25 protein-coding genes are annotated in these 25,034 nt (G+C 69.2%); 18 read left to right on the top strand and 7 right to left on the bottom strand.

Translation table 11 applies throughout. The features are described 5' to 3' along the window. Nucleotides 1–61: 61 nt before the first annotated feature. From glyA to LNW73_RS09650, 12 genes are all read left to right on the top strand, one after another. Nucleotides 62–1,363, top strand: a complete 1,302-nt coding sequence (gene glyA / locus LNW73_RS09705) for a serine hydroxymethyltransferase (RefSeq protein WP_250977754.1) — start codon at nucleotides 62–64, stop codon at nucleotides 1,361–1,363. Nucleotides 1,364–1,523: 160 nt separating this feature from the next. Continuing rightward, nucleotides 1,524–2,828 carry an MraY family glycosyltransferase gene (locus LNW73_RS09700; RefSeq protein WP_138355968.1) on the top strand — a complete coding sequence of 435 codons (1,305 nt, stop codon included), beginning with the start codon at nucleotides 1,524–1,526 and terminating at the stop codon, nucleotides 2,826–2,828. A 261-nt stretch (nucleotides 2,829–3,089) separates the two neighbouring features. Then, nucleotides 3,090–3,503: a hypothetical protein gene (locus LNW73_RS09695; RefSeq protein ID WP_250989653.1), complete on the top strand. Its 414-nt coding sequence runs from the start codon at nucleotides 3,090–3,092 to the stop codon at nucleotides 3,501–3,503. A gap of 222 nt (nucleotides 3,504–3,725) precedes the next feature. Continuing rightward, nucleotides 3,726–4,535, top strand: a complete 810-nt coding sequence (gene atpB / locus LNW73_RS09690) for a F0F1 ATP synthase subunit A (protein WP_250989652.1) — start codon at nucleotides 3,726–3,728, stop codon at nucleotides 4,533–4,535. Nucleotides 4,536–4,611: 76 nt separating this feature from the next. After that, nucleotides 4,612–4,854, top strand: a complete 243-nt coding sequence (atpE, locus tag LNW73_RS09685) for an ATP synthase F0 subunit C (protein WP_018563527.1) — start codon at nucleotides 4,612–4,614, stop codon at nucleotides 4,852–4,854. Between the two features lie 36 nt (nucleotides 4,855–4,890). Further along, complete coding sequence (locus tag LNW73_RS09680; RefSeq protein ID WP_250977757.1) at nucleotides 4,891–5,436, top strand: F0F1 ATP synthase subunit B; 546 nt, start codon at nucleotides 4,891–4,893, stop codon at nucleotides 5,434–5,436. Next, the gene (locus LNW73_RS09675; protein WP_250989651.1) at nucleotides 5,433–6,248 is read left to right on the top strand and encodes a F0F1 ATP synthase subunit delta; all 816 of its coding nucleotides are present in this window, start codon (nucleotides 5,433–5,435) and stop codon (nucleotides 6,246–6,248) included. Before LNW73_RS09680 ends, LNW73_RS09675 begins: the two co-directional genes overlap by 4 nt. A 124-nt stretch (nucleotides 6,249–6,372) precedes the next feature. Beyond that, nucleotides 6,373–7,944 carry a F0F1 ATP synthase subunit alpha gene (gene atpA / locus LNW73_RS09670; protein ID WP_250977759.1) on the top strand — a complete coding sequence of 524 codons (1,572 nt, stop codon included), beginning with the start codon at nucleotides 6,373–6,375 and terminating at the stop codon, nucleotides 7,942–7,944. A gap of 2 nt (nucleotides 7,945–7,946) precedes the next feature. Next, entirely contained in the window at nucleotides 7,947–8,873 is a 927-nt protein-coding gene (locus tag LNW73_RS09665; RefSeq protein WP_250989650.1) for a F0F1 ATP synthase subunit gamma, read from the top strand. A 5-nt stretch (nucleotides 8,874–8,878) separates the two neighbouring features. Beyond that, the gene (gene atpD, locus LNW73_RS09660) at nucleotides 8,879–10,321 is read left to right on the top strand and encodes a F0F1 ATP synthase subunit beta (RefSeq protein ID WP_164293367.1); all 1,443 of its coding nucleotides are present in this window, start codon (nucleotides 8,879–8,881) and stop codon (nucleotides 10,319–10,321) included. Nucleotides 10,322–10,484: 163 nt separating this feature from the next. Beyond that, on the top strand, nucleotides 10,485–10,859 hold the full coding sequence (locus tag LNW73_RS09655) for a F0F1 ATP synthase subunit epsilon (RefSeq protein ID WP_187145018.1): 375 nt from the start codon (nucleotides 10,485–10,487) through the stop codon (nucleotides 10,857–10,859). Nucleotides 10,860–10,956: 97 nt separating this feature from the next. After that, on the top strand, nucleotides 10,957–11,409 hold the full coding sequence (locus tag LNW73_RS09650) for a DUF2550 domain-containing protein (RefSeq protein ID WP_250977761.1): 453 nt from the start codon (nucleotides 10,957–10,959) through the stop codon (nucleotides 11,407–11,409). Nucleotides 11,410–11,587: 178 nt separating this feature from the next. Here LNW73_RS09650 and LNW73_RS09645 read toward each other — a convergent pair whose 3' ends face one another. From LNW73_RS09645 to LNW73_RS09635, 3 genes are all read right to left on the bottom strand, one after another. Next, on the bottom strand, nucleotides 11,588–13,612 hold the full coding sequence (locus tag LNW73_RS09645) for a glycosyl hydrolase family 18 protein (protein WP_250989649.1): 2,025 nt from the start codon (nucleotides 13,610–13,612) through the stop codon (nucleotides 11,588–11,590). Between the two features lie 150 nt (nucleotides 13,613–13,762). Then, entirely contained in the window at nucleotides 13,763–14,413 is a 651-nt protein-coding gene (locus LNW73_RS09640) for a response regulator (protein ID WP_250989648.1), read from the bottom strand. After that, nucleotides 14,410–15,621: a sensor histidine kinase gene (locus tag LNW73_RS09635; RefSeq protein WP_250989647.1), complete on the bottom strand. Its 1,212-nt coding sequence runs from the start codon at nucleotides 15,619–15,621 to the stop codon at nucleotides 14,410–14,412. Before LNW73_RS09635 ends, LNW73_RS09640 begins: the two co-directional genes overlap by 4 nt. 155 nt (nucleotides 15,622–15,776) lie before the next feature. On the opposite strand from LNW73_RS09635, the gene LNW73_RS09630 reads away from it, so the two are divergent. Beyond that, nucleotides 15,777–16,328 carry a hypothetical protein gene (locus LNW73_RS09630; RefSeq protein WP_250989646.1) on the top strand — a complete coding sequence of 184 codons (552 nt, stop codon included), beginning with the start codon at nucleotides 15,777–15,779 and terminating at the stop codon, nucleotides 16,326–16,328. Nucleotides 16,329–16,368: 40 nt separating this feature from the next. Here LNW73_RS09630 and LNW73_RS09625 read toward each other — a convergent pair whose 3' ends face one another. Together LNW73_RS09625 and LNW73_RS35915 are read right to left on the bottom strand one after the other, a co-directional pair. Then, the gene (locus LNW73_RS09625) at nucleotides 16,369–16,941 is read right to left on the bottom strand and encodes a cob(I)yrinic acid a,c-diamide adenosyltransferase (RefSeq protein WP_250977766.1); all 573 of its coding nucleotides are present in this window, start codon (nucleotides 16,939–16,941) and stop codon (nucleotides 16,369–16,371) included. A gap of 14 nt (nucleotides 16,942–16,955) precedes the next feature. Continuing rightward, the gene (locus LNW73_RS35915; protein WP_285390879.1) at nucleotides 16,956–17,078 is read right to left on the bottom strand and encodes a hypothetical protein; all 123 of its coding nucleotides are present in this window, start codon (nucleotides 17,076–17,078) and stop codon (nucleotides 16,956–16,958) included. Between the two features lie 58 nt (nucleotides 17,079–17,136). Here LNW73_RS35915 and LNW73_RS09620 point away from each other — a divergent pair, with 58 nt between their 5' ends. The 4 genes from LNW73_RS09620 to LNW73_RS09605 all read left to right on the top strand — a co-directional run bounded on the left by LNW73_RS09620 (nucleotide 17,137) and on the right by LNW73_RS09605 (nucleotide 22,579). Next, the gene (locus LNW73_RS09620) at nucleotides 17,137–18,492 is read left to right on the top strand and encodes an RNA-guided endonuclease InsQ/TnpB family protein (protein WP_250989645.1); all 1,356 of its coding nucleotides are present in this window, start codon (nucleotides 17,137–17,139) and stop codon (nucleotides 18,490–18,492) included. 201 nt (nucleotides 18,493–18,693) lie between these two features. Further along, a complete protein-coding gene (locus LNW73_RS09615) occupies nucleotides 18,694–19,542 on the top strand; it encodes a 3-hydroxyacyl-CoA dehydrogenase family protein (RefSeq protein WP_250977768.1) in 849 nt (282 codons plus the stop codon). A gap of 130 nt (nucleotides 19,543–19,672) precedes the next feature. Next, entirely contained in the window at nucleotides 19,673–19,972 is a 300-nt protein-coding gene (locus tag LNW73_RS09610; protein WP_138355950.1) for an STAS domain-containing protein, read from the top strand. A 171-nt stretch (nucleotides 19,973–20,143) separates the two neighbouring features. Next, nucleotides 20,144–22,579, top strand: coding sequence for an ATP-binding protein (locus LNW73_RS09605; RefSeq protein ID WP_250989644.1), 2,436 nt, complete (start codon nucleotides 20,144–20,146; stop codon nucleotides 22,577–22,579). An 85-nt stretch (nucleotides 22,580–22,664) separates the two neighbouring features. Here LNW73_RS09605 and nucS read toward each other — a convergent pair whose 3' ends face one another. After that, nucleotides 22,665–23,327, bottom strand: a complete 663-nt coding sequence (gene nucS / locus LNW73_RS09600) for an endonuclease NucS (protein ID WP_198357678.1) — start codon at nucleotides 23,325–23,327, stop codon at nucleotides 22,665–22,667. A 224-nt stretch (nucleotides 23,328–23,551) separates the two neighbouring features. Here nucS and LNW73_RS09595 point away from each other — a divergent pair, with 224 nt between their 5' ends. Continuing rightward, nucleotides 23,552–23,944 (top strand): SCO5389 family protein, encoded by a 393-nt coding sequence (locus LNW73_RS09595; protein WP_138357354.1) that lies wholly within the window; start codon nucleotides 23,552–23,554, stop codon nucleotides 23,942–23,944. 39 nt (nucleotides 23,945–23,983) lie between these two features. On the opposite strand, the gene LNW73_RS09590 is transcribed toward LNW73_RS09595, so the two are convergent. After that, a complete protein-coding gene (locus LNW73_RS09590) occupies nucleotides 23,984–25,012 on the bottom strand; it encodes an LLM class flavin-dependent oxidoreductase (RefSeq protein ID WP_250989643.1) in 1,029 nt (342 codons plus the stop codon). Between the last annotated feature and the right edge of the window lie 22 nt (nucleotides 25,013–25,034).

Genomic DNA, 25,034 nt, shown 5'->3' with positions numbered 1-25,034 from the left:
CGCGGCGGCGGCGCCCCTACAGTTGGGTGCAGTAACCCGACCCTCCTGCGGGAGTCCAGCCATGCCGGTCGCCGAAAAAACCTCACAGACCCCGCTGCGGCCCGCCGCCCAGACGTGGCATCCGGACTTCGACGCGCTGCGGCGGCAGGACCCGGAGCTGGCGGGTGTGCTGCTCGCCGAGCTGGAACGGCAGAGCACCACCCTGCAGTTGATCGCGGGGGAGAACTTCACCTCGTCCGCCGTCCTGGCCGCGCTGGGCTCACCACTCGCCAACAAGTACGCCGAGGGCTATCCCTCCCGCCGGCACCATTCCGGGTGCGAACTGGTCGATGTGGCGGAGCGGCTGGCGGTGGAGCGCGCCACCGGCCTGTTCGGCGCCGCGCACGCCAACGTGCAGCCGTACTCCGGCTCGTCGGCCGTCCTGGCCGCGTACGCGGCGCTGCTGGTCCCCGGTGACAAGGTGCTCGCGATGGCGCTGCCGCACGGCGGCCACCTCACGCACGGCTCGCAGGCGAACTTCTCCGGCCGCTGGTTCCGCTTCGTCGGCTACGGGGTGACGCCGCCCGGTGCCCCGGACGGCGGCGGACTGATCGACTACGACCAGGTACGGGCGCTGGCCCGGGAGCACCGCCCCAAGGCGATCGTGTGCGGTGCCATCGCATACCCCCGGCACATCGACTACCGGACGTTCCGGGAGATCGCCGACGAGGTCGACGCGTATCTGATCGTGGACGCCGCGCACACCCTGGGCCTGGTCGCCGGCGGCGCCGCGCCCAGCCCCGTGCCGTACGCGGACGTGGTGTGCGCCACCACCCACAAGGTGCTGCGCGGACCGCGCGGCGGGCTGATCCTCTGCGGCGCGGACCTCGCCCAGCGCATCGACCGGGCGGTCTTCCCGTTCTCGCAGGGCGGCCCGCATCTGCACTCCATCGCCGCGAAGGCGGCGGCCTTCGCCGAGGCCGCGACCCCGGCGTTCGCCGCGTACGCGCACCAGGTCGTCGCCAACGCGCGGCTGCTGGCCGACGCGCTCGCCGCCGAGGGGATGACGATCACCACCGGCGGGACCGACACCCATCTGATCACCGCCGATGTCACCCCGCTGGGTGTCACCGGAGTACAGGCGAGAGGACGCTGCGCCGCCGCCGGAATCGTCCTCGACAAGTACGCGCTGCCGTACGATCCGCAGCCGTCCGACATCGCGTCCGGCATCCGGATCGGTACCGCCGCGGTGACCACCCAGGGCATGGCGGAACCGGAGATGTCGCAGGTCGCGCCGCTGATCGCCCGAGCGCTGCGCGAGGAGCAGGGGCTCGCGCCCGAGGTCGCGCAGTTCGTCGGAGGCTTCCCGCCGTATCCCGCGTGACCGGTCTTCCGGAGGCGGTGGAACCATGGGCCGGTATCTGTGAGTCTTCGCAGATGTTCGCAGCTGGGAGTACGACGCCACTAAGGTGTGACGCTGTGAGGACCTGCCCGACGCCCCTGAAGCACCGCTTCGTCCGGCCGACCCTGCCGGAGGCAGCCCTGTGCGCGAGTATCTGCTGACGCTTTGTGTGACCGCCGCCGTCACGTATCTGCTGACGGGCCCGGTGCGGAAGTTCGCGATCGCGGCCGGCGCCATGCCGGAGATCCGTGAGCGGGACGTGCACCGGGAGCCGACACCGAGGCTCGGCGGGATCGCGATGTTCGGCGGGCTGTGCGCGGGTCTGCTGGTCTCCTCCCATCTGTGGAACCTCAGCAGCGTCTTCGAGCTGTCGAACGAGCCGCGGGCGCTGCTCTCCGGAGCGGGCCTGATCTGGCTGCTGGGTGTGCTGGACGACAAGTGGGGCGTGGACGCGCTGATCAAGCTCGGCGCCCAGATGATCGCCGCGGGCGTCATGGTGCTGCAGGGTCTGACGATCCTGTGGCTGCCGGTCCCCGGTGTGGGCACCGTCTCCCTGTCGCCGATCCAGTCCACGCTGCTCACCGTCGCGCTGGTCGTGATCACCATCAACGCCGTCAACTTCGTCGACGGCCTCGACGGCCTGGCGTCCGGCATGGTCGCCATCGCCGCCATCGCGTTCTTCATGTACGCGTACCGCATGTGGTACGGCTACGGCGTCGAGGCGGCCGCCCCCGCGACGCTGTTCAGCGCCATCCTCATCGGGATGTGCCTGGGCTTCCTGCCGCACAACCTGCACCCGGCCCGGATCTTCATGGGCGACTCCGGCTCGATGCTGATCGGTCTGGTCCTCGCCTCGTCCGCGATCTCCATCACCGGCCAGGTGGACCCGGACGCCATCACCGACATGACGGGGTCCACCCGCGAGACCGTGCACTTCATGGTGCCGGTCTACATGCCGCTGCTGCTGCCGCTCACGCTGATCGCGATCCCGGCCGCGGACCTGGTGCTGGCCATCGTGCGCCGCACCTGGAACGGGCAGTCGCCGTTCGCCGCCGACCGCGGCCATCTGCACCACCGGCTGCTGGAGATCGGACACTCGCACAGCCGGGCCGTGCTGATCATGTACTTCTGGTCGGCGCTGATCGCGTTCGGCGCGGTCGCCTTCTCGCTCAACTCCTCCAGCCTGTGGATCGTGCTGGTGATCATGGTCCTCAGCGCCGTCGGCCTGGTCGTGCTGCTGCTGCCGCGGTTCCGGCCGCGCGCACCGCGCTGGGCCGAGGCGTTCGTGCCGCCCCGCTACCGCCGCAAGCGCCGGACGACGCAGGCCGCGCAGCTCGCCGCCGAGCAGCTGATCCGCGCCGGCGGAGCGGCCGGCGTGCACGGTTCGACGGCGATCGGCGACCGCTCCCGGCTGCCCGACCGACGCCCGGTCGACAGCCGCAGGTAATCGGCTGTTCGCCTCTACCAGAAGCCGAGTTGGACGTCAGCGGGATGACACGCCAACTACTCCTTCCGTGTGACAGGCAGCACACTTACAAGGTAAAGACCGCATCAAATACTTTGTGATACCGTTCACGAAACCCGGGAAACAAGCCGAAAGACCCTAGTGCGACGGTCTTCCGGCGTGAGGCACGTCCTCGGTCCGGGTCTACGCTCGTCTCCGACGACCAGCCGCTTTCCCCCAACTCCCGCCGGAGGAGCTGCCACCATGCAGTCCAACGACGTCCGAATGTTCCTCAACTGTGCTGTCCCCTCTGCCGCCGCCGGTGTCATCGCCGTCGTTGTCAGCAGCGTGGTCGCCGGTGGCAAGGGAGCGCTCGGCGCCGCTTTCGGCACGTTCGTGGTGATCGCGTTCATGTCGATCGGTCTGTTGGTGCTGCAGCGAGTGGCGAAGTCGTACCCGGCGCTGTTCCAGATGATGGGGCTGGCGCTGTACACGACCCAGATCCTGCTGCTCGCGGTGGTCCTCGCGGTGTTCAAGCACACCTCGCTGTTCAACCTGCGGGCCTTTGCCTTCGCACTCCTCGGTACCACCCTTGTCTGGATCGCCGCACAGGCCCGAGCCCATATGAAGGCGAAGATCCTGTACGTCGAGCCGGACTCCGCCGGGTCCACGTCGTGAACCGTAGGGCCGGTGTAAAGACGTCTCCGCTCATTTGCTATCGTCCGGTCTCAACTGCGGCACAGCTGGCGCGGGTGGCGGAGCTGCCTGCACAGTCTCTCGGCGTCGAGCCGATGAGCCGCCCCCATTTCTGCCAGACCAGTCCAGTGCCGTTCCGTGGCTGTACGCCGCGCCGACACATCGAGGTTGCCGTACCCATGCGCCACGCTGAAGGAGCTCGCGGTGAGTGCTGACCAGGTTCTCGCCTTCGAGACCAACTGCCACATCTTCGACGGGTGCGGCTTCCCGGCTCCCGGCCTGCACTCCTTCCTTTTCGAGCCGATCTTCAGCATCGGCAGTTTTGACTTCAACAAGCCGATGCTGCTGGCTCTGCTGAGCTCCGTGCTCATCGTCGGGTTCTTCTGGGCGGCCTTCAACAAGCCGAAGCTGGTTCCCGGCAAGCTCCAGATGGTGGGCGAGGCGGGCTACGACTTCGTCCGCCGGGGAATCGTCTACGAGACGCTCGGCAAGAAGCAGGGCGAGAAGTACGTCCCGCTGATGGTCTCGCTGTTCTTCATCGTCTGGATCATGAACCTCTGGTCGATCATCCCGATCGCCCAGTTCCCGGTGACGGCGATCATCTCCTTCCCGGTCGCCCTGGCCGGGATCGTGTACGTGCTGTGGATGTACCTGACGTTCAAGAAGCACGGCTTCGTGGGCGGCCTGAAGAACATCACCGGCTACGACCCGACACTCGGCAAGGTCCTGCCGCTGTCGATGACGATCGAGTTCTTCTCGAACGTGCTGGTCCGTCCGTTCACGCACGCGGTCCGGCTCTTCGCGAACATGTTCGCGGGCCACACCCTGCTGCTGCTGTTCACGATCGCCAGCTGGTACCTGCTCAACGGGATCGGCATCGCGTACGCGGGCGTCTCGTTCGTCATGACGATCGTCATGACCGCCTTCGAGCTCTTCATCCAGGCTGTTCAGGCGTACGTCTTCGTGCTCCTGGCCACCTCGTACGTCCAGGGCGCGCTCGCCGAACACCACTGACGGCACCCGCGCTCCCCGCCAAAAGATGTCCGGTGGCCAACCCCCATCGGTCCGTGAAAGAGAAGGAAGAAACAGCATGTCCGCTGTGAACCTCGCCGCTACTCAGATCCTGGGCAACCTGGGCTCCATCGGCTATGGCCTCGCCGCGATCGGCCCCGGCGTCGGCATCGGCATCATCTTCGGTAACGGCACCCAGGCCCTTGCCCGTCAGCCTGAGGCTGCCGGCCTGATCCGTGCCAACCAGATCCTCGGCTTCGCCTTCTGTGAGGCGCTCGCCCTCATCGGTCTGGTCATGCCGTTCGTCTACCCGACCAGCTGATTACGGCACTAGATCCTTTCGACGGAAGGCACTGATGTGATCGCCCTGGTACAGATGGCGGCCGAGGAGGCGGAAAACCCCCTCATCCCGCCGATCCCCGAGCTCATCATCGGCCTGATCGCCTTCGCCATCGTCTTCGGCTTCCTCGCCAAGAAGCTCCTCCCGAACATCAACAAGGTTCTGGACGAGCGCCGCGAGGCCATCGAAGGCGGCATGGAGAAGGCCGAGGCCACCCAGGCCGAGGCGCAGCAGACGCTCGAGCAGTACCGCGAGCAGCTCTCCGAGGCCCGGCATGAAGCCGCGCGACTGCGCCAGGAGGCGCAGGAGCAGGGCGCCGCGCTCATCGCCGAGATGCGCGCGGAAGGCCAGCGGCAGCGCGAGGACATCGTCACGGCCGGCCACGCGCAGATCGCGGCCGACCGCAAGGCCGCCGCGCAGGCGCTGCGCCAGGACGTGGGCAAGCTCGCCACCGACCTGGCCGGCAAGCTCGTCGGCGAGTCCCTCGAGGACACCGCCCGGCAGAGCCGCACCATCGACCGCTTCCTCGACGAGCTCGAGGAGAAGGCCGAGGCCACGCGATGAACGGCGCGAGCCGCGAGGCACTGGCCGCCGGACGCGAGCAGCTCGACGCGCTGACGGACAACACGTCCGTCGACGCGGCGAAGCTCGGGGAAGAGCTGGCCTCCGTCACGGGGCTGCTCGACCGCGAGGGATCGCTGCGGCGTGCCCTGACCGACCCGGCGAAGACCGGCGAGGCCAAGGCGGGACTGGCCGAGCAGCTGCTCGGCGGCCAGATCGGCGGAGAGACCCTCGACCTCGTGTCGGGCCTGGTCCGCTCCCGCTGGTCCCGGTCGCGTGACCTGACGGACGCGGTGGAGGAGCTTTCCTACGCCGCCGACCTGGTCGCCGCCCAGCGCGCGGGCGCTCTCGACGACGTCGAGGACGAGCTGTTCCGCTTCGGCCGGATCGTCTCCGGCAGCAGCGAGCTGCGGGCCGCGCTGACCGACAAGGTCGCCGCGACCTCGGCCAAGGCCGAGCTGCTGCGCTCACTGCTCGACGGCCGGGTCAGCCCGGTCACCGAGCGACTGGTCGCCCGGCTTGTCACCCACCCGCGGGGACGTAGCCTGGAAGCAGGGCTCGAAGCCCTGTCCAAGCTGGCAGCCGCCCGCCGTAATCGGATGGTCGCGGTGGTGGTCTCGGCCGTACCGCTGACCGACCAGCAGAAGCAGCGCCTCGGCGCCGCGCTGGCCAAGCTGTACGGCCGGCAGGTGCACCTGAACCTCGACGTGGACCCGACGGTCCTCGGCGGGATCACGGTGCGCGTAGGCGAAGAGGTCATCAACGGCACCATCGCCGACCGCCTCGAAGAGGCGGCCCGGCGGATGGCCGGCTGAGACCAGCCACCAACTCAAGAGCATGACCGCGGCCCGAGTTGGGCCGTAGCGAGGTGCCTGCCGGGGACGACCCCCAGGCACCCGCAGGAAACTTCGGGCCCAACAAGGAGAGCAGGGAACCCAGATGGCGGAGCTCACGATCCGGCCGGAGGAGATCCGGGACGCGCTGGAGACCTTTGTCCAGTCGTACCAGCCGGACGCCGCCTCGCGCGAGGAGGTCGGCACGGTCAGCGAGGCCGGTGACGGCATCGCGAAGGTCGAGGGTCTTCCCTCGGCCATGGCGAACGAACTGCTGAAGTTCGAGGACGGGACCCTCGGTCTCGCGCTGAACCTCGAAGAGCGCGAGATCGGCGCGATCGTCCTCGGCGAGTTCAGCGGTATCGAGGAGGGCCAGCCGGTGCGACGCACCGGAGAGGTCCTGTCCGTCGCGGTCGGCGAGGGCTACCTGGGCCGGGTCGTCGACCCGCTCGGCAACCCGATCGACGGCCTCGGCGAGATCGAGACGGACGCCCGGCGCGCCCTGGAGCTGCAGGCTCCCGGCGTCATGGTGCGTAAGTCGGTGCACGAGCCGATGCAGACCGGCCTCAAGGCCGTCGACGCGATGGTGCCGATCGGCCGCGGTCAGCGTCAGCTGATCATCGGCGACCGCCAGACGGGCAAGACCGCCCTGGCCGTCGACACGATCATCAACCAGCGTGACAACTGGCGTTCCGGCGACCCGAAGAAGCAGGTCCGCTGCATCTACGTCGCCATCGGCCAGAAGGGCTCCACCATCGCGTCCGTGCGCGGTGCGCTGGAGGAGGCGGGCGCTCTCGAGTACACGACGATCGTCGCGGCTCCGGCGTCCGACCCGGCCGGCTTCAAGTACCTCGCCCCGTACACCGGTTCGGCCATCGGCCAGCACTGGATGTACCAGGGCAAGCACGTCCTGATCGTCTTCGACGACCTGTCGAAGCAGGCCGACGCCTACCGCGCCGTCTCCCTGCTGCTCCGCCGCCCGCCGGGCCGCGAGGCGTACCCGGGTGACGTCTTCTACCTGCACTCCCGTCTCCTCGAGCGTTGCGCGAAGCTCTCGGACGCCATGGGCGCGGGTTCGATGACCGGTCTGCCGATCGTCGAGACCAAGGCGAACGACGTGTCGGCGTTCATTCCGACCAACGTCATCTCCATCACCGACGGCCAGTGCTTCCTGGAGTCCGACCTGTTCAACGCGGGCCAGCGCCCGGCGCTGAACGTCGGTATCTCGGTCTCGCGAGTCGGCGGCAGCGCGCAGCACAAGGCCATGCGCCAGGTGTCCGGCCGACTGCGCGTGGACCTCGCCCAGTACCGCGAGCTGGAGGCGTTCGCCGCCTTCGGTTCCGACCTGGACGCGGCGTCCAAGAACCAGCTGGAGCGCGGCAAGCGGATGGTCGAGCTGCTGAAGCAGGGCCAGTACGCGCCGTACTCGGTCGAGGACCAGGTCGTCTCCATCTGGGCCGGCACCACCGGCAAGATGGACGACGTCCCGGTCGAGGACATCCGCCGCTTCGAGCGGGAGCTCCTCGACTACATGGGCCGCGAGCACAAGGGCCTGATGAACAGCATCGTCGAGGGCGCGAAGATGTCCGACGACACGCTGCAGGCGCTTGCCGAGTCCGTTGCCACCTTCAAGCAGCAGTTTGAGACGTCGGACGGCAAGCTCCTGGGTGAGGGCTGAGCATGGGAGCCCAGCTCAGGGTCTACAAGCGTCGCATCAAGTCGGTAACCGCGACCAAGAAGATCACCAAGGCGATGGAGATGATCGCCGCCTCGCGCATCGTCAAGGCGCAGCGTCAGGTGGCGGCATCGGGTCCGTACGCGACCGAGCTCACCCGCGCGGTGACCGCGGTCGCCACGGGCTCCAACACCAAGCACGCCCTGACCACCGAGGTCGAGTCGCCCACCCGGGTCGCGGTTCTGCTCATCACGAGCGACCGCGGCCTGGCCGGCGGGTACTCGTCCAACGCGATCAAGGCTGCGGACCGGCTCACCGAGCGGCTTCGCTCGGAGGGCAAGGAGGTCGACTCGTACCTCGTCGGCCGTAAGGCCGTCGCGTACTACAACTTCCGTGAGCGGAAGGTCGTGGAGTCCTGGACGGGCTTCACCGACCAGCCGTCCTACGGGGACGCCAAGGCGATCGCCGCACCGCTGATCGCGGCGGTGCAGCAGGACACGGCCGAGGGCGGTGTGGACGAGATCCACATCGTGTTCACCGAGTTCGTCTCGATGATGCTGCAGTCGCCGGTGGACAACCGGCTGCTGCCGCTCAGCCTCGACGCGGAGGCGCTGAAGGCGCAGGAGGAGTCGCACGGCAAGGGAGAGATCCTGCCGCTGTACGACTTCGAGCCGTCGGCTGAGGGCGTCCTCGACGCCCTGCTGCCGCGGTACGTCGAGAGCCGTATCTACAACGCACTGCTGCAGGCCGCCGCTTCCGAGCACGCTGCCCGCCGTCGCGCGATGAAGTCGGCGACCGACAACGCCGGAGACCTCGTCAAGAAGCTCTCCCGGCTTGCCAACGCGGCCCGCCAGGCCGAAATCACCCAGGAAATCAGCGAGATCGTCGGTGGCGCGAGCGCCCTCGCCGACGCTAGCGCGGGGAGTGACTAACCACTATGACCACCACTGTTGAAACGGCCACGGCTACTGGCCGCGTCGCTCGGGTCATCGGCCCGGTCGTCGACGTGGAATTCCCCGTCGACGCGATGCCGGAGATCTACAACGCTCTGCACGTCACGGTCGCTGACCCGGCCGAGGACGGCAAGCTGAAGACGCTGACCCTGGAAGTCGCCCAGCACCTGGGTGACGGCCTGGTCCGCACCATCTCGATGCAGCCCACCGACGGTCTGGTCCGCCAGTCCCCGGTGACCAACACGGGCTCGGGCATCACCGTCCCCGTGGGCGACGTCACCAAGGGCAAGGTGTTCAACACCCTCGGTGAGATCCTGAACGTGGACCCGTCCACGGTCGAGATCACGGAGCGCTGGCCGATCCACCGCAAGGCCCCGGCCTTCGACCAGCTCGAGTCCAAGACCGAGATGTTCGAGACCGGCGTCAAGGTCATCGACCTGCTGACCCCGTACGTCAAGGGCGGCAAGATCGGTCTGTTCGGTGGTGCCGGTGTCGGCAAGACCGTGCTGATCCAGGAAATGATCTACCGCGTCGCCAACAACCACGACGGTGTGTCGGTGTTCGCGGGTGTCGGTGAGCGTACCCGTGAGGGCAACGACCTCATCGAGGAGATGACCGAGTCCGGCGTCATCGACAAGACCGCGCTGGTCTTCGGCCAGATGGACGAGCCCCCGGGCACCCGTCTCCGTGTGGCGCTCGCCGGTCTGACCATGGCGGAGTACTTCCGCGATGTTCAGGGCCAGGACGTGCTCTTCTTCATCGACAACATCTTCCGGTACACCCAGGCGGGCTCGGAGGTGTCCACCCTGCTCGGCCGTATGCCGTCCGCGGTGGGTTACCAGCCGAACCTGGCCGACGAGATGGGCATCCTTCAGGAGCGCATCACGTCGACCCGCGGTCACTCGATCACCTCGATGCAGGCGATCTACGTTCCCGCGGACGACCTGACCGACCCGGCCCCGGCGACGACCTTCGCCCACCTGGACGCGACGACCGTTCTGTCGCGTCCGATCTCGGAGAAGGGCATCTACCCGGCGGTCGACCCGCTGGACTCGACGTCCCGGATCCTGGACCCGCGCTACATCGCGCAGGACCACTACGACTGCGCCATGCGCGTCAAGGGCATCCTGCAGAAGTACAAGGACCTCCAGGACATCATCGCGATCCTCGGCATCGACGAGCTGGGTGAAGAAGACAAGCTCACCGTCTTCCGCGCCCGTCGGATCGAGCGCTTCCTGTCGCAGAACACCCACGTGGCGAAGCAGTTCACCGGTGTGGACGGCTCCGACGTGTCGCTCGAAGAGTCGATCACGGCGTTCAACGCCATCGCCGACGGTGACTACGACCACTTCCCCGAGCAGGCGTTCTTCATGTGCGGCGGTATCGAGGACCTGGTGCGCAACGCCAAGGAGCTCGGCGTCAGCTGAGTCCGGCGGCACGACGCGCGGGGGTGGACGGTGCGTACGACAGCACCTTTCACCCCCTGCGCACCCGCGGGAGCGGGTCCCTGGCGGTAACGGCGGGGAAACCTCCACTATTCTTTGACCCAACACCCGCCGGAAGCGGTGGGTGCCGAACCGAGGAGCCGTCTTGGCTGAGCTGCACGTCGAGCTGGTCGCAGCGGACCGCAGTGTCTGGTCCGGCGAAGCCACCATGGTCATCGCGCGCACGCCGTCCGGTGACATCGGCGTCATGCCGGGACACCAGCCGCTGCTGGGTGTGCTGCTGTCCGGTCCCGTGACGATCCGTACGAGCGACGGTGGCACCGTGGTCGCCGCCGTACACGGTGGATTCCTCTCCTTCGCCGACAACAAGCTCTCGGTGCTCGCCGAGATCGCGGAGCTCGCCGACGAGATCGACGTCGCGCGTGCCGAGCGGGCTCTGGAGCGTTCCAAGGCCGACACCGACGCAGCCGCCGAAAGGCGTGCCGAGGTCCGGCTGGCCGCCGTTTCGAGCGGTCACTGAGCGGATATACCTGGATGCCGCGGACAGCCCATGGGGCGGTCCGCGGCTCCGGCACAGTAAGGGCAGTAGCCATTCCTAGGCGAGGAGGTCGGTGGGCGTGATCCTCGCTTTTCAGGTGTGTGGCGGGATTGTGGCGGCGGCGCTGCTGGGACTGTTCGTCTTCGGGCTCCGCCGGCGGCTGATCCAGCGCCCCGGCGGCACCTTCGACTGCAGTCTGCGACCGGCCCCGGCCGACGGGGAAGAGGTCGAGTCCACCGGCAAGGGCTGGGTCTACGGTGTGGCCCGCTACAGCGGTGACCGGATCGAGTGGTTCCGGGTCTTCTCGTACTCGCCGCGGCCGCGCCGCGTGCTGGACCGTCCCGCGATCGAGGTGCTCAGCCGCCGGCCCCCGCAGGGCCAGGAGGAGCTGGCACTGCTCTCCGACGCCACCGTGCTGCTGTGCGCGCACCGCGGCACCCGGCTGGAGCTGGCGATGAGCGAGGACGCCCTGACGGGCTTCCTGGCCTGGCTGGAAGCCGCACCGCCTGGCCAGCGAGTCAATGTGGCTTAAATAAGAGGGGCCTCGCTGTATGGGGGCACCCCCGGACGGAGTCTGGGGGAGGGTGAATGTGGCGTAAGCCCCTGTCCTACGTGAGAAGCCCTCGACTGCCGTGCGTGGCGGTCGAGGGCTTCTGGCTGTCCCCGGCCGGGGACGACGGGCGGCGTGTCGGGCCCCGGCCGGGGGGCTTCTACTTGAGCCCGCTGTCCACGGACGTCATGAGGGTTCCGGTGTCACCGGACATCTCCCAGATCATCGCGCCGAGCAGGTTCTTGGACTTGATCCAGGCGCTCTTCTTGCCGATCGACCAGGTGTCGTCGAAACTCCACCACTGGCCGTTGGCGCCGGTGTAGCCGTACGTCGCCACGGACTGCTCGTCGTGGTAGACGGTGAGGCCGCCGACCGAGGCGATCAGGTTGCTGTAGCCGCGGGTGCCGGACTCCTCGGGGAACTGGCCGGGCGCGGCCCCGTTGGCCGCCTGCCATTCACCGTGCGCGCCACCGTCGGTGACCTGCTGCCAGCCGCGCCCGTAGAAGGCGAGGCCGATGGTGAGCTGGCGGGGGCTGACGCCGGCGCCGAGGTATTTGTTGACGGCGCCCTCGACGCTGAAGTGGGTGGTGTACGGGTCCTGGGTGTCGGGATAGAGGTTGGCCTGGTGGCCGGTGCGGAGCGGTTCCCAGCTGTTGTCGCTGCCGGAGCCGTGGAAGTCGTACCCCTGGACGTTGGCGAAGTCCATCGACTTGAAGATGCCGTTGGCGCTGATGTCCCAGCCGAGGTCGACCTTGGCCGGGTCGGCCGGGGTGAACGCGGTGAGCAGGTACTTCTTCCCGGTGGTCGTGGTGAGCGCGTTCATCTGGGTGCGGAACTCGGCCAGCAGCGCGGTGAGGTTGGCCTTGTCCGCGGTGGAGTAGTGGTTGCCGGGGTGCCCGTCGGGCGAGCCGGGCCACTCCCAGTCGATGTCCACGCCGTCGAAGACACCGGCCGCGGAGCCGGGGCCGCCGCGTCCGTTGCTGACGGGCAGGTTGCCCTTGAGGTACATGTCGATGCAGGACTGCACGAACTTCTGCCGGGAGGCCGCGGTCTTTGCGGCGTCCGAGAAGTACTTGCTGTAGGTCCAGCCGCCGATCGAGATGTTGACCTTGAGGTTCGGGTACTTGGCCTTGAGCTGCTTGATCTGGTTGAAGTTGCCGGCCAGCGGCTGGTCCCAGGTGTCGGTGCTGCCGTTGACGGACTCGCCGGCGCTGAAGCCCTTCTCGTAGTCCGCCCAGGAGTCACCGGCGCCGTCCCCCTGGTTGGGGTCCTCCGGGTTGCTGGTGGTGGCCTTGGTGACGCCGTTCATGCAGGTCAGGTTGGCCGGGTCGATGTTGGAGAAGGCGTAGTTGATGTGCGTGAGCTTCGCCGCCGCGCCCGTGCTGACCAGGGACTTCACGGTGTAGCCGCGGCCGTAGATGCCCCACTGCACGAAGTAGCCGACCTTGGCGTACGTGCCGCCGGGGTCGCCGCCGCCTCCGCCGGTGGTGTGCACGATGGTCGCGTTGCTCGCCGGGCCGGTCTGGTCGGTGGTGTCGCGGGCCTTGACGGTGTAGACGTAGTCGGTGCCCGCGGTCAGACCGGTGTTGGTGTAGGTGAGGCCGGTGACGGTCGCCACGGTGGTGCCGTCGCGGATGACGTCGTAGTTCTTGACGCCCTTGTCGTCGGTCGCCGCCGTCCAGGAGAGGGTGGCGGAGGTGTTGGTGATGCCGCTGGCCGTGGGGGCGCCAGGGGCGGAGGGCGGGTTGTCGCCCGGCGGCACCGTACCGCCGTCACAGGAACCGCCGTTGACCTTGCAGCCGCTCGGGCTGCCGGAGCCCGCGCCGTTGAAGCCGAAGCCGGCGCTGGCGCCGGGGGCGAGGGTGCCGTTCCAGCCCACGTTCTTGGCGGTCCAGTGGTTGGCGGTGTGGGTGACGGTCGCGTCCCAGAAGGAGGTGACCGAGGTGCCGGTGGGGTAGTCCCATTCGACGGTCCAGGAGGTGATCGTCGTCGTACCGGTGTTCTTGATGGTCCAGCCGGCACCGAACCCGGTGCCCCAGTCGGACGATTTGGCGTAGGTCGCGGTGGCGGACGCGGCCGCGTTCGCCTGGGTGGCCAGACCGACGATCGCGGCCAGCGGGAGCAGCAGCGCGGTGGCGACCGCGGCTAATCTGCGCCGGAAGAGCTGTGCGGTTCCTGTTCTCAAGGGTGCTCCTCGAGGTTGGGGGGAAGGGGGGAACCTGCGCCGCCCGGAGAGCACGCCCGACAGTCATTCCGACGGTGGATCATCGCGTGATTGTCATGGTCCGCTCACCATCTGTTGTGTGGGTGAGCGTAGAAAGGTCTGGACCATAGGTCAAGAGGTCTGGACCATACCCAACTCCTGTGCCAGTACCGCCGCTTGGACCCGGCTGCGCATCTCCAGCTTCCCCAGGATCCGGCTGACGTGCGTCTTCGTCGTCGCCTCGGCCATCTCCAGCCGCACCGCGATCTCAGCGTTCGACTGCCCGCTGCCGAGACACGCCAGCACCTCGCGCTCGCGCGGGGTCAGTACGTCCAGAACGGCGGGGTCGGCGGACCGCTTCACCGGCTGCCCGGCGAACGCTCCGATGAGCCGCCGGGTGACCGCCGGGGCGATCATCCCGTCGCCGCGCGCCACCAGCCGCACCCCCTCCAGCAGCCGCTCCGCGTCGGTGTCCTTGAGCAGGAAGCCGGCGGCGCCCGCGCGCAGCGCTCCGAAGACGTACTCGTCCAGGTCGAAGGTGGTCAGCACCAGGACGTCCGCGAGCTGCTCGGCGACCACCCGCCGGGTCGCCTCGACACCGTCGAGACGTGGCATCTGGATGTCCATCAGCACCACGTCAGGCCGCAGTTCGCGGGCCAGCAGCACCGCTTCCTCGCCGTCGGCCGCCTCGCCGACCACCGCGATATCGGGGGCGGAGCGCAGGATCATCACCAGCCCGGCGCGCACGGCACTCTGGTCCTCGGCCACCACCACACGGATCATCCGGCTCTTCCCCCGCAGTCGACGGGCAGTACCGCCCGCACCCGCCACACCTTGCCGTCACTGTCAGCGGCCTGCTCCAGGCCCGCCTCGAAGGACCCACCGAGCAGCTCCGCCCGCTCCCGCATACCGATCAGCCCCGAACCGGACCCGGGCGCGCGCGGACCGTCCCGGTCGCCGAACGGGCTGCTGACGGTGCCGGTGAGGGCCTCTTCGTCCTGCTCCAGCACGACCAGGACCTCGCCGGGCGCCGCGTGCTTGAGCGCGTTGGTCAGCGACTCCTGCACGATCCGGTACGCCGCCAGCTCGACGGGGGTCGACAGCGGGGGAGCGTCGTGCGGGCGGCCGTCCCGCAGCGCGAACGTCTGCCCGCTCTCGGCGCCGCCGGCGCGGGCGTGCTCCAGCAGCGCGTCCAGCGCCTTCAGCGTGGGCGCGGCGGCCGGCGCCGCGTCCCCTTCGGTGTCCCGGAGCAGCCCGATCAGCCGGCGCATCTCGGACAGCCCCTGGACGCTGTTCTCCCGGATCACCCCGAGCGCGTCACGGGCCGGGCCCTCGCGCTTGTCGATCGACAGCGCGGCCGTGGAGTGGATGGCGATCGCGGAGAGGTGGTTGGCGACCATGTCGTGCAGCTCCCGCGCCATCCGGGCGCGCTCCGCCGTCACCGCCTGCTGCCGGTCCAGCTCGGCCAGCAGCGTCGTCTGCTCGGCCCGCAGCGTCGCCGCGTCCGCGGTGTCGCGGTGCTGCCGGACGATGATCCCGCTCCAGGCCGGGGCCACCGAGATCAGCGCGCAGATCAGGCCACCGGACAGCGCCTGCGCGTTGCGCTGGGTCAGCGCCAGGGTGATGGTGATCGCCGTCGTCATGACGATGCTCACGGCGGGCACCGACCGCGTCATCCGCTTCGGGCCGTACAACACGGCCGCGTAGACGATGTCGGTGAACATCAGCACCGTGACCAGCAGGGATCCGATGATCATGTCGGCGCTCAGGGCGACGACGCCGGTGATGATCGCCACCGCCGGGGCGGTGCGGCGCAGCAGTGCGCAGCCGGCCATGAGCATCAGCGGCAGCAGAGTCCCCCAGGCCGGGACCTGCGGCGCCCGGCCGGAATGCGTGTAGAGGCCGAACGACCACATCACCAGCCCGCCGAGCAGCCCGGCGACGGCGATCCGCACATCGGTCCGGTGCGGGCGGGGGAGGGCGAGCGGCATGCGTCCATCACAGCACGCCGCGAGGGGTCCGGGCGTCGTCTGCCGGTCGTAGGCCGGTACATCGAAGGATGCAGACCCGGATCGTCAGGCGCGACGACGTAACCGGGCGGGACGCCCGCGAGGCTGGAGGAAACCCGAGGGAGAGGTGTCAGGTCATGCTCATCACCGTGATCGTCGCGTGCGAGATCGGCTTCTGGCTGGTGCTGGCCGCCGGGCTCGTGCTGCGCTACCCGCTGCGGCGGCCGAAGCCCGGTGCGGTGGTGCTGGCCTGCGTGCCGCTGGTGGACCTGGTGCTGCTCGTCGCCACCGTCCTCGACCTGCGCGGCGGCGCCACCGCCGACGGGAAGCACGGGTTGGCCGCCGCCTACATCGGCTTCTCGGTCGCCTACGGCCACTCCATGGTGCGGTGGGCCGACGGCCACTTCGCCCACCGCTTCGCCGGCGGACCGAAGCCGGCCGGTGCGCCGAAGTACGGCAGGGCGCGCGCCGTCCACGAGTGGCGGACGCTCGCCCGCACGGCGCTCGCCGCGGTCATCGCCGTGGTGCTGCTGCAGGCGGCCGTCTGGGCGGTCGGCGACGCGGACCGGACGGACGCGCTGACGCAGTGGCAGCTGCGAATGGCGATGATCACCGGCATCAACCTGGTCATCGCCGCCAGCTACACGATCTGGCCGAAGCGCGAGCCGGCCGCCGCCCGGCGGGCCTGAGCCACCGCCGGACAGCCCGCGCCCCGGCGAGCGGAGCTCGTCAGCGTTCGCCGCCCGGCACCCACAGCACGTCGCCGAGCTCCTTGTTGGCCGTCCGCGCCAGGATGAACAGCAGGTCCGACAGCCGGTTGAGGTACGTCGCGGTGAGCGGGTTCATGATCTCGCCGTACTGCTCCAGCGCCACCCACGTCGAGCGCTCCGCGCGCCGGACCACCGTGCAGGCGGCGTGCAGCAGGGCCGCCCCCGCGGTCCCGCCGGGCAGGATGAAGCTGCGGAGCTTCTCCAGCTCCTCCAGGAAGCGGTCGCAGTCGCCCTCCAGCTTGTCGATGTACGACTGCTCGACGCGCAGCGGCGGGTACTTGGGGTCCTCGGCCACCGGCGTGGCGAGGTCCGCACCGACATCGAAGAGATCGTTCTGCACTCGGGTGAGGACCGCGGAGACCTCCGCCGGGAGCGAGCCCAGCGCGATGGCCACCCCGATGGCGGCGTTCGCCTCGTTGGTGTCCGCGTAGGCCGAGATCCGGACGTCGGTCTTGGCGGTGCGGCTCATGTCGCCGAGGGCGGTCGTGCCGGTGTCCCCGGTGCGGGTGTAGATGCGCGTCAGATTGACCATACGGCCGAGCGTAGTCACGCACCGGCCCTGGTGAAGACCCGTGTGCCCACCGTCACGGACACCACCGCGAACCCGGCGGCGACCAGCGCACCCACACCGACCGTGCCGGTCCAGTAGTCGCCGACGAAGGCGGTCATGGGCCGTACGGGTGACCCATGGACGGGCGGTTCGTTAAGAAGTTCGAAGGGAGGGGCAATGGCTCAGGTCAGGAACAGCGCGAAGACGAAGAGGTGCCAGGCCGACGAGGGCCGACGGTACCGACTGCACCCGACCCATGAGCAGGCGGGACGCCTGCGAGGGTGGGGGCACAGTTGCCGAGCACTCTGGAACCTGGCCCTTGAGCAGCGCCAATACGTATATCGACAACGCGGTGTCACCTTGCGGCTTGCAACCCAAGGCACTCACCTCACCGCGGCGCGGGCGGAATTGGACTGGTTGAAGGACTTGCCCGCGCAGGCCGGCCAATCGGTACTGCGCCATCTCGACGCCGCTTACGAGAACTGGTGGAACCGCGACCATCCGTCCGGTGCGCCGGTGTTCAAGAAGCGTTCGGGGAAGTTGTCGGTCCCCCTTCCCGGCCAGGCGGTCCGGGTCGAGAAGCTCAGCCGCAGATGGGCATCGGTTACCCTGCCGAAGATCGGGCCGGTGAGATTTCGTCTCACACGCGCCTTGGGCGGCGAGGTGAAGAACGCGACAGTCGTCCTGGAGCGGTCAGGCCGGTGGTACGTCTCCTTCGGCGTTGCAACGGGACGAAAGCCTGGAGCACCGAACGGTAAGCCTGGATGTGGAGTGGACTTCGGCGTCGTCCAGGCCGCGTATGTGTCGGATGAATCCTCGCCCCGTGTCATGCCGAAGACGCTTTCCGACGGTGAGGAACGGCGCCTTCTCGGCCTACAGCGACGCCAGGTCAGACAGATCACCTTCGCCAAGAAGCACAACGGAGGAAGGTACGGCAATCGTCTGCGACGCACTACGCGACAGATCGCCGAGGTGAAAGCCCGGCAGGCCCGGCGACGACATGACTTCACGCACAAGCTGACCAGCGACCTTGCCAAGAACCACGGCATGGTCGCCATTGAGGACTTGCGCGTGATCAACATGACAGCCGGCGCACACGGCAGCGTGGAGGAGCCCGGCACCCGAGTCGCTCAGAAGGCCGCAGTCAATCGGGGAATCCTCGACAACATGCCGGGAGAGCGCCGCAGACAACTGGAGTACAAGTCCTCCTGGTACGGCTCGTGCCTTGTCGCCGTCAATCCGGCAGGTTACTCGCAGACTTGTGCCGAGTGCGGTCACCGAGATGCGGCCTCCCGGATCAGCCGGGACCGGTTCGAGTGCCGTGGTTGCGGACACAGAGATGACGCGGATCGCAGCGCGTCCCGAATCCTCCATCGGCGTGGCACGCATCTGTTGGCCACTCAGGACTTGTTCACTGCCGCCGGACCGGCGGTCGACTGCACGCGCAGGCCCAGTTCCGACGGGCCGAGTCCCCGCTCCAGCGGGAGGCGGATGCGTGAACCCCTGAACCCCTCACCTGTCAAAGCTGTTTGATGACAGGTACGAGGGCTCCAAGGAATCCCGGCCGTACTGCGGCTGGGAGGAGGTCAAGCGACGAAAGACGCAGAGCCACCGCGCCGAGTGCCGTGCCAGTGCGACGAAAGACACAGAGTGACCCGCCTCTCTTCCTACTGCGCCGGGGTGTGAGCGGGCGTTAAGGTCCGGCCAGAATCCCCGAACGTAAAGGTGTGTGTCGTGGCGAAGAAGCTCGCCGTCATCGGAGCCGGTCTCATGGGCTCCGGCATCGCTCAGGTATCGGCGGCAGCCGGTTACGACGTGGTGCTGCGTGACGTCACGGACGAGGCGCTCGCCCGCGGTCTGGGCGGTATCCAGGCCTCGTACGGGAAGTTCGTCGCCAAGGGGAAGATGACCGCCGAGGACGCCGAGGCGGCGCTCGCCCGGATCACCACCACCACCGAGCTGGAAGCCGTCGCGGATGCCGACATCGTCGTCGAGGCGGTGTTCGAGAAGATCGAGGTCAAGCAGGAGATCTTCCGGGCGCTCGACAAGATCGCCCGCCAGGACGCCATCCTCGCCTCCAACACCTCCGCCATCCCGATCACCAAGATCGCGGCGGTCACGGAGCGCCCGGAGCGCGTCGTCGGCACCCACTTCTTCTCGCCGGTACCGCTGATGCAGCTGTGCGAACTCGTGCGCGGCTACAAGACCAGTGACGAGACGCTGGCCGCCGCCAAGGCCTTCGCCGAGGAGATCGGCAAGACCTGCATCGTCGTCAACCGCGACGTGGCGGGCTTCGTCACCACCCGGCTGATCTCGGCGCTCGTCGTCGAGGCGGCCAAGCTCTACGAGTCCGGGGTCGCGTCGGCCGAGGACATCGACATCGCCTGCAAGCTCGGCTTCGGCCACGCGATGGGTCCCCTGACCACCGCGGACATGACCGGCGTCGACATCCTGCTGCACGCCACCGGCAACATCTACGCCGAGTCGCAGGACGAGAAGTTCGCCGCACCGGAGATCATGCGCCGCATGGTCGACGCCGGCGACCTGGGCCGGAAGAGCGGACAGGGCTTCTACACGTACTAACCCTTTTCACTCCCAGGAGTGAATTCGGTATCGGTTCGCTCACAGACGGCAACGTTTATATGCGACGAACCGTCAGTTGTGGTGAGCCATCGCGGAACCCATCACACCATCACTCCACCGGGAGCGATTTATGCATATCCAGGGCGACCATGCCGAGCTGGTCGTCGGAGGCCGTCTCGACGTCCGCAGCGCGGCGGACGCCCGTACCGTCCTGCACACCGCCGTGGACTCCGGTTGCGGCGATCTTGTGCTGGACCTGACAGCACTGGATTCGTGGGACGCCGCGGGCCTGGGCGTGATCATGGGAGCGCACCGAAGGGCGGGCCGGGTCAACCGACGGCTCGTGCTGCGGGGCGTTCCGCCACAGATGCAGCGGCTGCTCGTAGCCACACGACTGCACCGAATCCTGGCGATCGAGGCTGAAAGGTGATGTAAGGGGAGCGCAACGCCCCTGCCCTTCGGCAATACTGTCCGGGGCTTTAGAGTTCGGTTTCCGGCCTGCCACACGGTGGGTCGAGGAGGGGAACCGGACCGGTCCGACTAAGCGGACTACGGTGGTCCGACACGACCCCGTACGCGACGCATATGGGGGGCGGAAACAATGGACCCACACTCCGGTCGACCAGACGATCTCGCGGTACCAGAGCCCGAGACGGGTGCCGCCGACGAGACCATGGCGCTGGCGCGCATACCGCGCCCGCCGCGCGAGCCTGCCCCCGTCTTCGGCGGGGAGACCCTGTGGCCCGAAGGGGACCCGGGTCGCCCCGGCCCCGCCCGGGTCGTCCAGGTGGTCGCCGGCGACTTCCTGCTCACCATCAACCCGGTGGACGGCAGCGAGGTCGCGCAGTGCCCGCCGGAGGAGCGGCGCGCGCCCGCGCGCCGCACCCCGCAGGACCGGCTGCGGCAGGCCAAGGACCGCCGACCGCAGCTGCCCCCGGGCCCGCGGGCGCCCGAGCTGCCCCTGCTGGAGCGCGAAGAGGAACGGGAGCGGCTCGTCCGGCTGCTCGCCCGCGGCCGCTCGGTCCGGGTCACCGGCCCCTCCGGCGCCGGCCGCAGCTCGCTGCTGGACGTCGTCGCCGACGCCTGCGCCGACCTCGCGCCCGACGGGATACTGCGGCTGTCCGGCTACCGCCGCACCTCCGCCGACCTGCTGCAGGACCTCTTCGCCCTCGTCTACGAGGCCGACGGATACCGCCCCGACCGCCCGCGGCTCCTGGAGCTGCTCAGCGACGTCGGCGCGATCGTGGTCCTCGACGACCTGGAATTCGGCGGCACCGCGCTCGAAGAGCTGCTGAACGCCGTGCCGGAGTGCGCCTTTCTGATCACCGCGACCCCGGACGTCGCCGCCCCCGCCCCCGACTCGCTGATCGAAGAGGTCTTCCTGCCCGGCCTCACCCGCGTCGCGTGTCTGGCCCTGCTGGAGCACGTCGTGGAGCGCCCGCTCGACGAGGAGGAGGCCGCCTGGGCAGCAGACCTCTGGTTCGAGTCCGAGGGTCTGCCGCTGCGCTTCTTCCAGGCCGGTGCGCTGCTGCGGCAGCGCGACGTCCTGCGCAACCCGATCGAGGCCGAGCAGGAGTGGGACGACTCCGTCTGGACCTCGGGCTCAGGGCCCGAGGACGGCGGCCCGTTCGACGCCGAGCCCGCCGGCCGCATACCGCTGCCGTCGCTCGCCGAGAGCGCCGCGCCCGCCGAACTGCTCGCGTCCCGGCTGAGCGAGGCGGCCCAGCAGGCGCTGGACTTCGCCGTCGCGCTCGACGGCGAATGCCCGCACCCCTCGCACCTGCCCGCGCTCGTGGGCGACACCCACGGTGACGCCGCGCTCGGCGAGATAGCCGCCTGCGGCCTCGCCGTCCCCGTCGCCTCGCACTACCGGCTCGCCGCCGGGGTGCGTCAGCAGCTGTCCGTGGGACTCTCCACGGAGTCGGAGGACACCGCCCTCGCCCTCGCCGCGGCCCAGCACTACGCCTGGTGGGCGGGCCACCCCTCGGTCGCCCCGGAACGGGCCGCCACCGAGGCCGAGGCGATCCTCGCCGCGATGGCCGCCTGCCGCGATGCCGGACACCCCAGCAACGCCGTCCTCCTCGCCCGCACCGCGGCCCCCGCGTTCGCCGGCGCACTGCACTGGAGCGCCTGGGAGCGGGCGCTGCGGATCGGGCAGGAATCAGCCCGACTGGCCGGCGAAGTGGCCGAAGAGGCCTACTTCCATCACGAGTTGGGCGTCCTCGCGCTCTGCACCGGCGGCCTCGACCGGGCCCGGGCCGAGCTGGAGGCTTCCATAGCCCTGCGCGGGGCGCTCGCCGACCGCCAGGGCACCCTGGTGGGCCGACGGACCCTCGCGCTCGTCAACGACCGTTCCAGCGGCTCCGTGGCGCTCACGCTGCCCGCGGCCGGCCTGGAGATACCCGGCGCGGGCCCGGACTCGCACCTCGCGGCGTCCGCCGCTCCCGGCCGCGATTCCTACGACCCGCCCGTCACGGTCATCAGCAAGCGGCTCACCGGGGGCGGCCTGCCGGCCCGCAGGACCGCACGGACCGTCTTCGGCAACTCCCGCCGCAACCTCCTCGCCGCGGGCGCGGGCGCCGCACTCGCGGCGATCATCGGCACCGTCGTCACGCTCGGCACCTCCGCGGGCAGCAGCGAGAACCGCAATGTGCCGAACAACGTGAAGCCCGTCGAGTCCGCCCAGCCGGACGACCAGAACGCCGGCCTCCCCGCCGACCAGCAGACGACGGACGGCACCACCTCGACGAAACCGGGCACGCCGACGACGGGCACGGCGCCGACGACGCCTGGCGGAGCGCCCGCGACGTCGGGCAAGCCGGGCGGATCGTCCTCGGCGCCGGGCACCGGCACGCACACGTCGCCCTCAACGGGGCACACGTCGTCCCCTCCAGGAACGACTGGCGGCCCGTCGGGCACCCCGACGACGATCAAGCCGACGACTCCGACCACGCAGCCGACCACCCCGACCACCTCGCCAACGACGATTCCGCCCACCGATACGCCGACCACCCCGCCCGGCGGCGCCACCCCGTAACGCTGAAACCCCGGCCCGGTAGTAACTCCCAGGTCGGGGCTCAGCGCGCCTAGCGCGATCCGCTCGTGAGCGGAACGGCCTGCGATCAGAACAGGCGGAGTTTGTCGTCCTCGATGCCGCGCATCGCGTCGTAGTCGAGGACGACGCAGCCGATGCCGCGGTCGGTGGCCAGGACGCGGGCCTGGGGCTTGATTTCCTGGGCGGCGAAGACGCCCTTCACCGGGGCGAGGTGCGGGTCGCGGTTCAGGAGCTCGAGGTAGCGGGTGAGCTGCTCGACGCCGTCGATGTCGCCGCGCCGCTTGAGCTCGACCGCGACCGTGACGCCTTCGGCGTCCCGGCACAGGATGTCGACCGGCCCGATCGCCGTCATGTACTCGCGCCGGATCAGGGTCCACCCCGCACCCAGTACTTCCATGCGGTCCGCGAGCAGTTCCTGGAGGTGGGCCTCGACGCCGTCCTTGATGAGGCCGGGGTCGATCCCGAGCTCGTGCGAGGAGTCGTGGAGGACCTCCTCGATGGTGATGATCAGCTGCTCACCGGCCTTGTTGACCACCGTCCAGACACCGTCGTCGCCCACCTTGAGCGTGCACGGCGGGGACATCCAGTTGAGCGGCTTGTAGGCGCGGTCGTCGGCGTGGATGGAGACCGAACCGTCGGCCTTCACGAGGAGCAGACGGGTCGCCGACGGAAGGTGGGCGGAGAGCTTGCCCGCGTAGTCCACGGAGCAGCGGGCAATGACGAGGCGCATGGTGGGCAACGCTACTCGACGCCCCGCCCCGTGCGCGATTCGCCCTCAAGGGGAGGGTCCGGGCGACTGTTGAAAAATGGCCGGTTGTGGGCGCTACCTCCTGGTGCGCCAGGACCGTGCCGCCTACCGTTGTATGTGGAAGCCGTCGTGCGGGAGAAGCTCGGCCGGTTTCCGGTCCATGTCCGTCTGGCTCCGCACATTGCGGGGTCACGAGAGGAGTACCCATGTCGCTCGACGTCTCACCGGCCCTCCTCGAACAGGCCGAGCGAGGCGAGGTCGACGAGAAGGAATTCGTCGACTGCGTCCGGACATCCCTGCCGTACGCATGGGAGATGATCAGTTCACTGGTGGCGCAACTCAAGGTTGACGGTGGTTCCTTCGCCGACAACCAGGTGCCGCCGCCGGACGAACAGGCGCGCGGTCAGCTGCTGCGCGCGCTGGCGAGTGACGCGATACGCGGTGCCCTGCAGCGCCACTTCGGGGTCCGACTCGCGTTCCAGAACTGCCACCGGGTAGCGGTCTTCCCGCTCGACCCGGCCGTTGACGGGAGTTACGGAAAGTTTACGTCCGTGCGCTCCCAACTGCTCAACCAGTCACCGGAGTTCAGGGACTGCTGATCCTCATGTGACAGCGGTTCACGTGCTCCCGCCTCCGGTTCAGGCCAATTGCGGGAGCACGTCGCTGCCCAGTCGCATGACGTTCTCCTCGGTGACAGCCAGATCTCCCGAGCCCTCCACCAGCAGCGCGAAGCGGGTGATCCCCGTCCGCTCGGAGGTGGCCGCCAGCCGGTCGGCGCAGAGCTGGGCGGTCCCCACCGGGTGGAGATCGCAGAGCAACTCCGTGTAACTGAGCGGGTTCCGCATCGCGCGGGCGCTGCCGTCCACGGTCTGATGGGCGGCCAGGCCGCGTTGCAGCCAGCCGGGCATCGCCTTCACCAGTGCCTCGACCGCGTCCGCTCGGCTGTCCGCGATCTGGACGACGCCCGCCGAAACGTGCTCGGACCCGGCCGCCGCGATGACTTCGGGGGAGAGCCCCGCCGCCCGCGCCGTGAGCTGCCAGAGCTCGACCATCCCGGCCTTCTCCTCGTCGCCGCAGTGCATCCCGAGCAGCATCGGCAGACCGCGTTCCGCGGCCAGCCGGACGGAGTTCGGTGAGGTGCAGGCGACCACGACCGGCGGGCCCGGCTCGTCGAGCTCGTCCGGGCGCGGTACGACGGGCACCTCGCGGAACGAATAGCGCGGCCCGTCCGCCCCGACGCGCGGCTCGCGCAGCCAGCGCATCAGCAGGTCCAGCGATTCCGGGAAGCCGTGCTCGAAGGCTTCGAGGCCGGCGCCGAAGACCTCCAGGTCCACCCAGGGGCCGCCGCGCCCGACGCCGAGGGTGAAACGGCCGCCGGAGGCTATGTGCAGCAGTGCGGCCTGCTCGCCGAGCGCCACCGGATGGGCGGTCGGCAACACGCTGACCGCCGTGCCGACCCCGATGGTGCTGGTGCGACCCAGCAGAAACGCAGCGAGCGTCACCGCGGACGGGCAGACTCCGTACGGAACGAAATGGTGCTCGGCCAGCCATACGGTGTCCAGCCCCGCGGACTCGGCCAGCTCGGCCGACCGTACCGCCCGGTGCAGCACCTCACCCTGGCCCTGGCCGGGGAACTGAGCCGCGAGAACAAAAGTCCCAACACGCATCGGTCACTCCCTCCTCTACAGG

The organism is Streptomyces sp. RKAG337, assembly GCF_023701715.1.
GTDB lineage: Bacteria > Actinomycetota > Actinomycetes > Streptomycetales > Streptomycetaceae > Actinacidiphila.
This window is presented reverse-complemented; position numbering and strand designations above follow the sequence as displayed.

Excerpts from the sequence above, each read along its gene's own strand:
- glyA (WP_250977754.1), top strand. The coding sequence starts at position 62 with ATGCCGGTCGCCGAAAAAACCTCACAGACCCCGCTGCGGCCCGCCGCC.
- LNW73_RS09695 (WP_250989653.1), top strand. The coding sequence starts at position 3,090 with ATGCAGTCCAACGACGTCCGAATGTTCCTCAACTGTGCTGTCCCCTCT.
- atpE (WP_018563527.1), top strand. The coding sequence starts at position 4,612 with ATGTCCGCTGTGAACCTCGCCGCTACTCAGATCCTGGGCAACCTGGGC.
- LNW73_RS09675 (WP_250989651.1), top strand. The coding sequence starts at position 5,433 with ATGAACGGCGCGAGCCGCGAGGCACTGGCCGCCGGACGCGAGCAGCTC.
- atpA (WP_250977759.1), top strand. The coding sequence starts at position 6,373 with ATGGCGGAGCTCACGATCCGGCCGGAGGAGATCCGGGACGCGCTGGAG.
- LNW73_RS09665 (WP_250989650.1), top strand. The coding sequence starts at position 7,947 with ATGGGAGCCCAGCTCAGGGTCTACAAGCGTCGCATCAAGTCGGTAACC.
- atpD (WP_164293367.1), top strand. The coding sequence starts at position 8,879 with ATGACCACCACTGTTGAAACGGCCACGGCTACTGGCCGCGTCGCTCGG.
- LNW73_RS09640 (WP_250989648.1), bottom strand. The coding sequence starts at position 14,413 with ATGATCCGTGTGGTGGTGGCCGAGGACCAGAGTGCCGTGCGCGCCGGG.
- LNW73_RS09635 (WP_250989647.1), bottom strand. The coding sequence starts at position 15,621 with ATGCCGCTCGCCCTCCCCCGCCCGCACCGGACCGATGTGCGGATCGCC.
- LNW73_RS09630 (WP_250989646.1), top strand. The coding sequence starts at position 15,777 with ATGCTCATCACCGTGATCGTCGCGTGCGAGATCGGCTTCTGGCTGGTG.
- LNW73_RS09625 (WP_250977766.1), bottom strand. The coding sequence starts at position 16,941 with ATGGTCAATCTGACGCGCATCTACACCCGCACCGGGGACACCGGCACG.
- LNW73_RS35915 (WP_285390879.1), bottom strand. The coding sequence starts at position 17,078 with ATGACCGCCTTCGTCGGCGACTACTGGACCGGCACGGTCGGTGTGGGT.
- LNW73_RS09620 (WP_250989645.1), top strand. The coding sequence starts at position 17,137 with ATGGCTCAGGTCAGGAACAGCGCGAAGACGAAGAGGTGCCAGGCCGAC.
- LNW73_RS09610 (WP_138355950.1), top strand. The coding sequence starts at position 19,673 with ATGCATATCCAGGGCGACCATGCCGAGCTGGTCGTCGGAGGCCGTCTC.
- LNW73_RS09605 (WP_250989644.1), top strand. The coding sequence starts at position 20,144 with ATGGACCCACACTCCGGTCGACCAGACGATCTCGCGGTACCAGAGCCC.
- nucS (WP_198357678.1), bottom strand. The coding sequence starts at position 23,327 with ATGCGCCTCGTCATTGCCCGCTGCTCCGTGGACTACGCGGGCAAGCTC.
- LNW73_RS09595 (WP_138357354.1), top strand. The coding sequence starts at position 23,552 with ATGTCGCTCGACGTCTCACCGGCCCTCCTCGAACAGGCCGAGCGAGGC.
- LNW73_RS09590 (WP_250989643.1), bottom strand. The coding sequence starts at position 25,012 with ATGCGTGTTGGGACTTTTGTTCTCGCGGCTCAGTTCCCCGGCCAGGGC.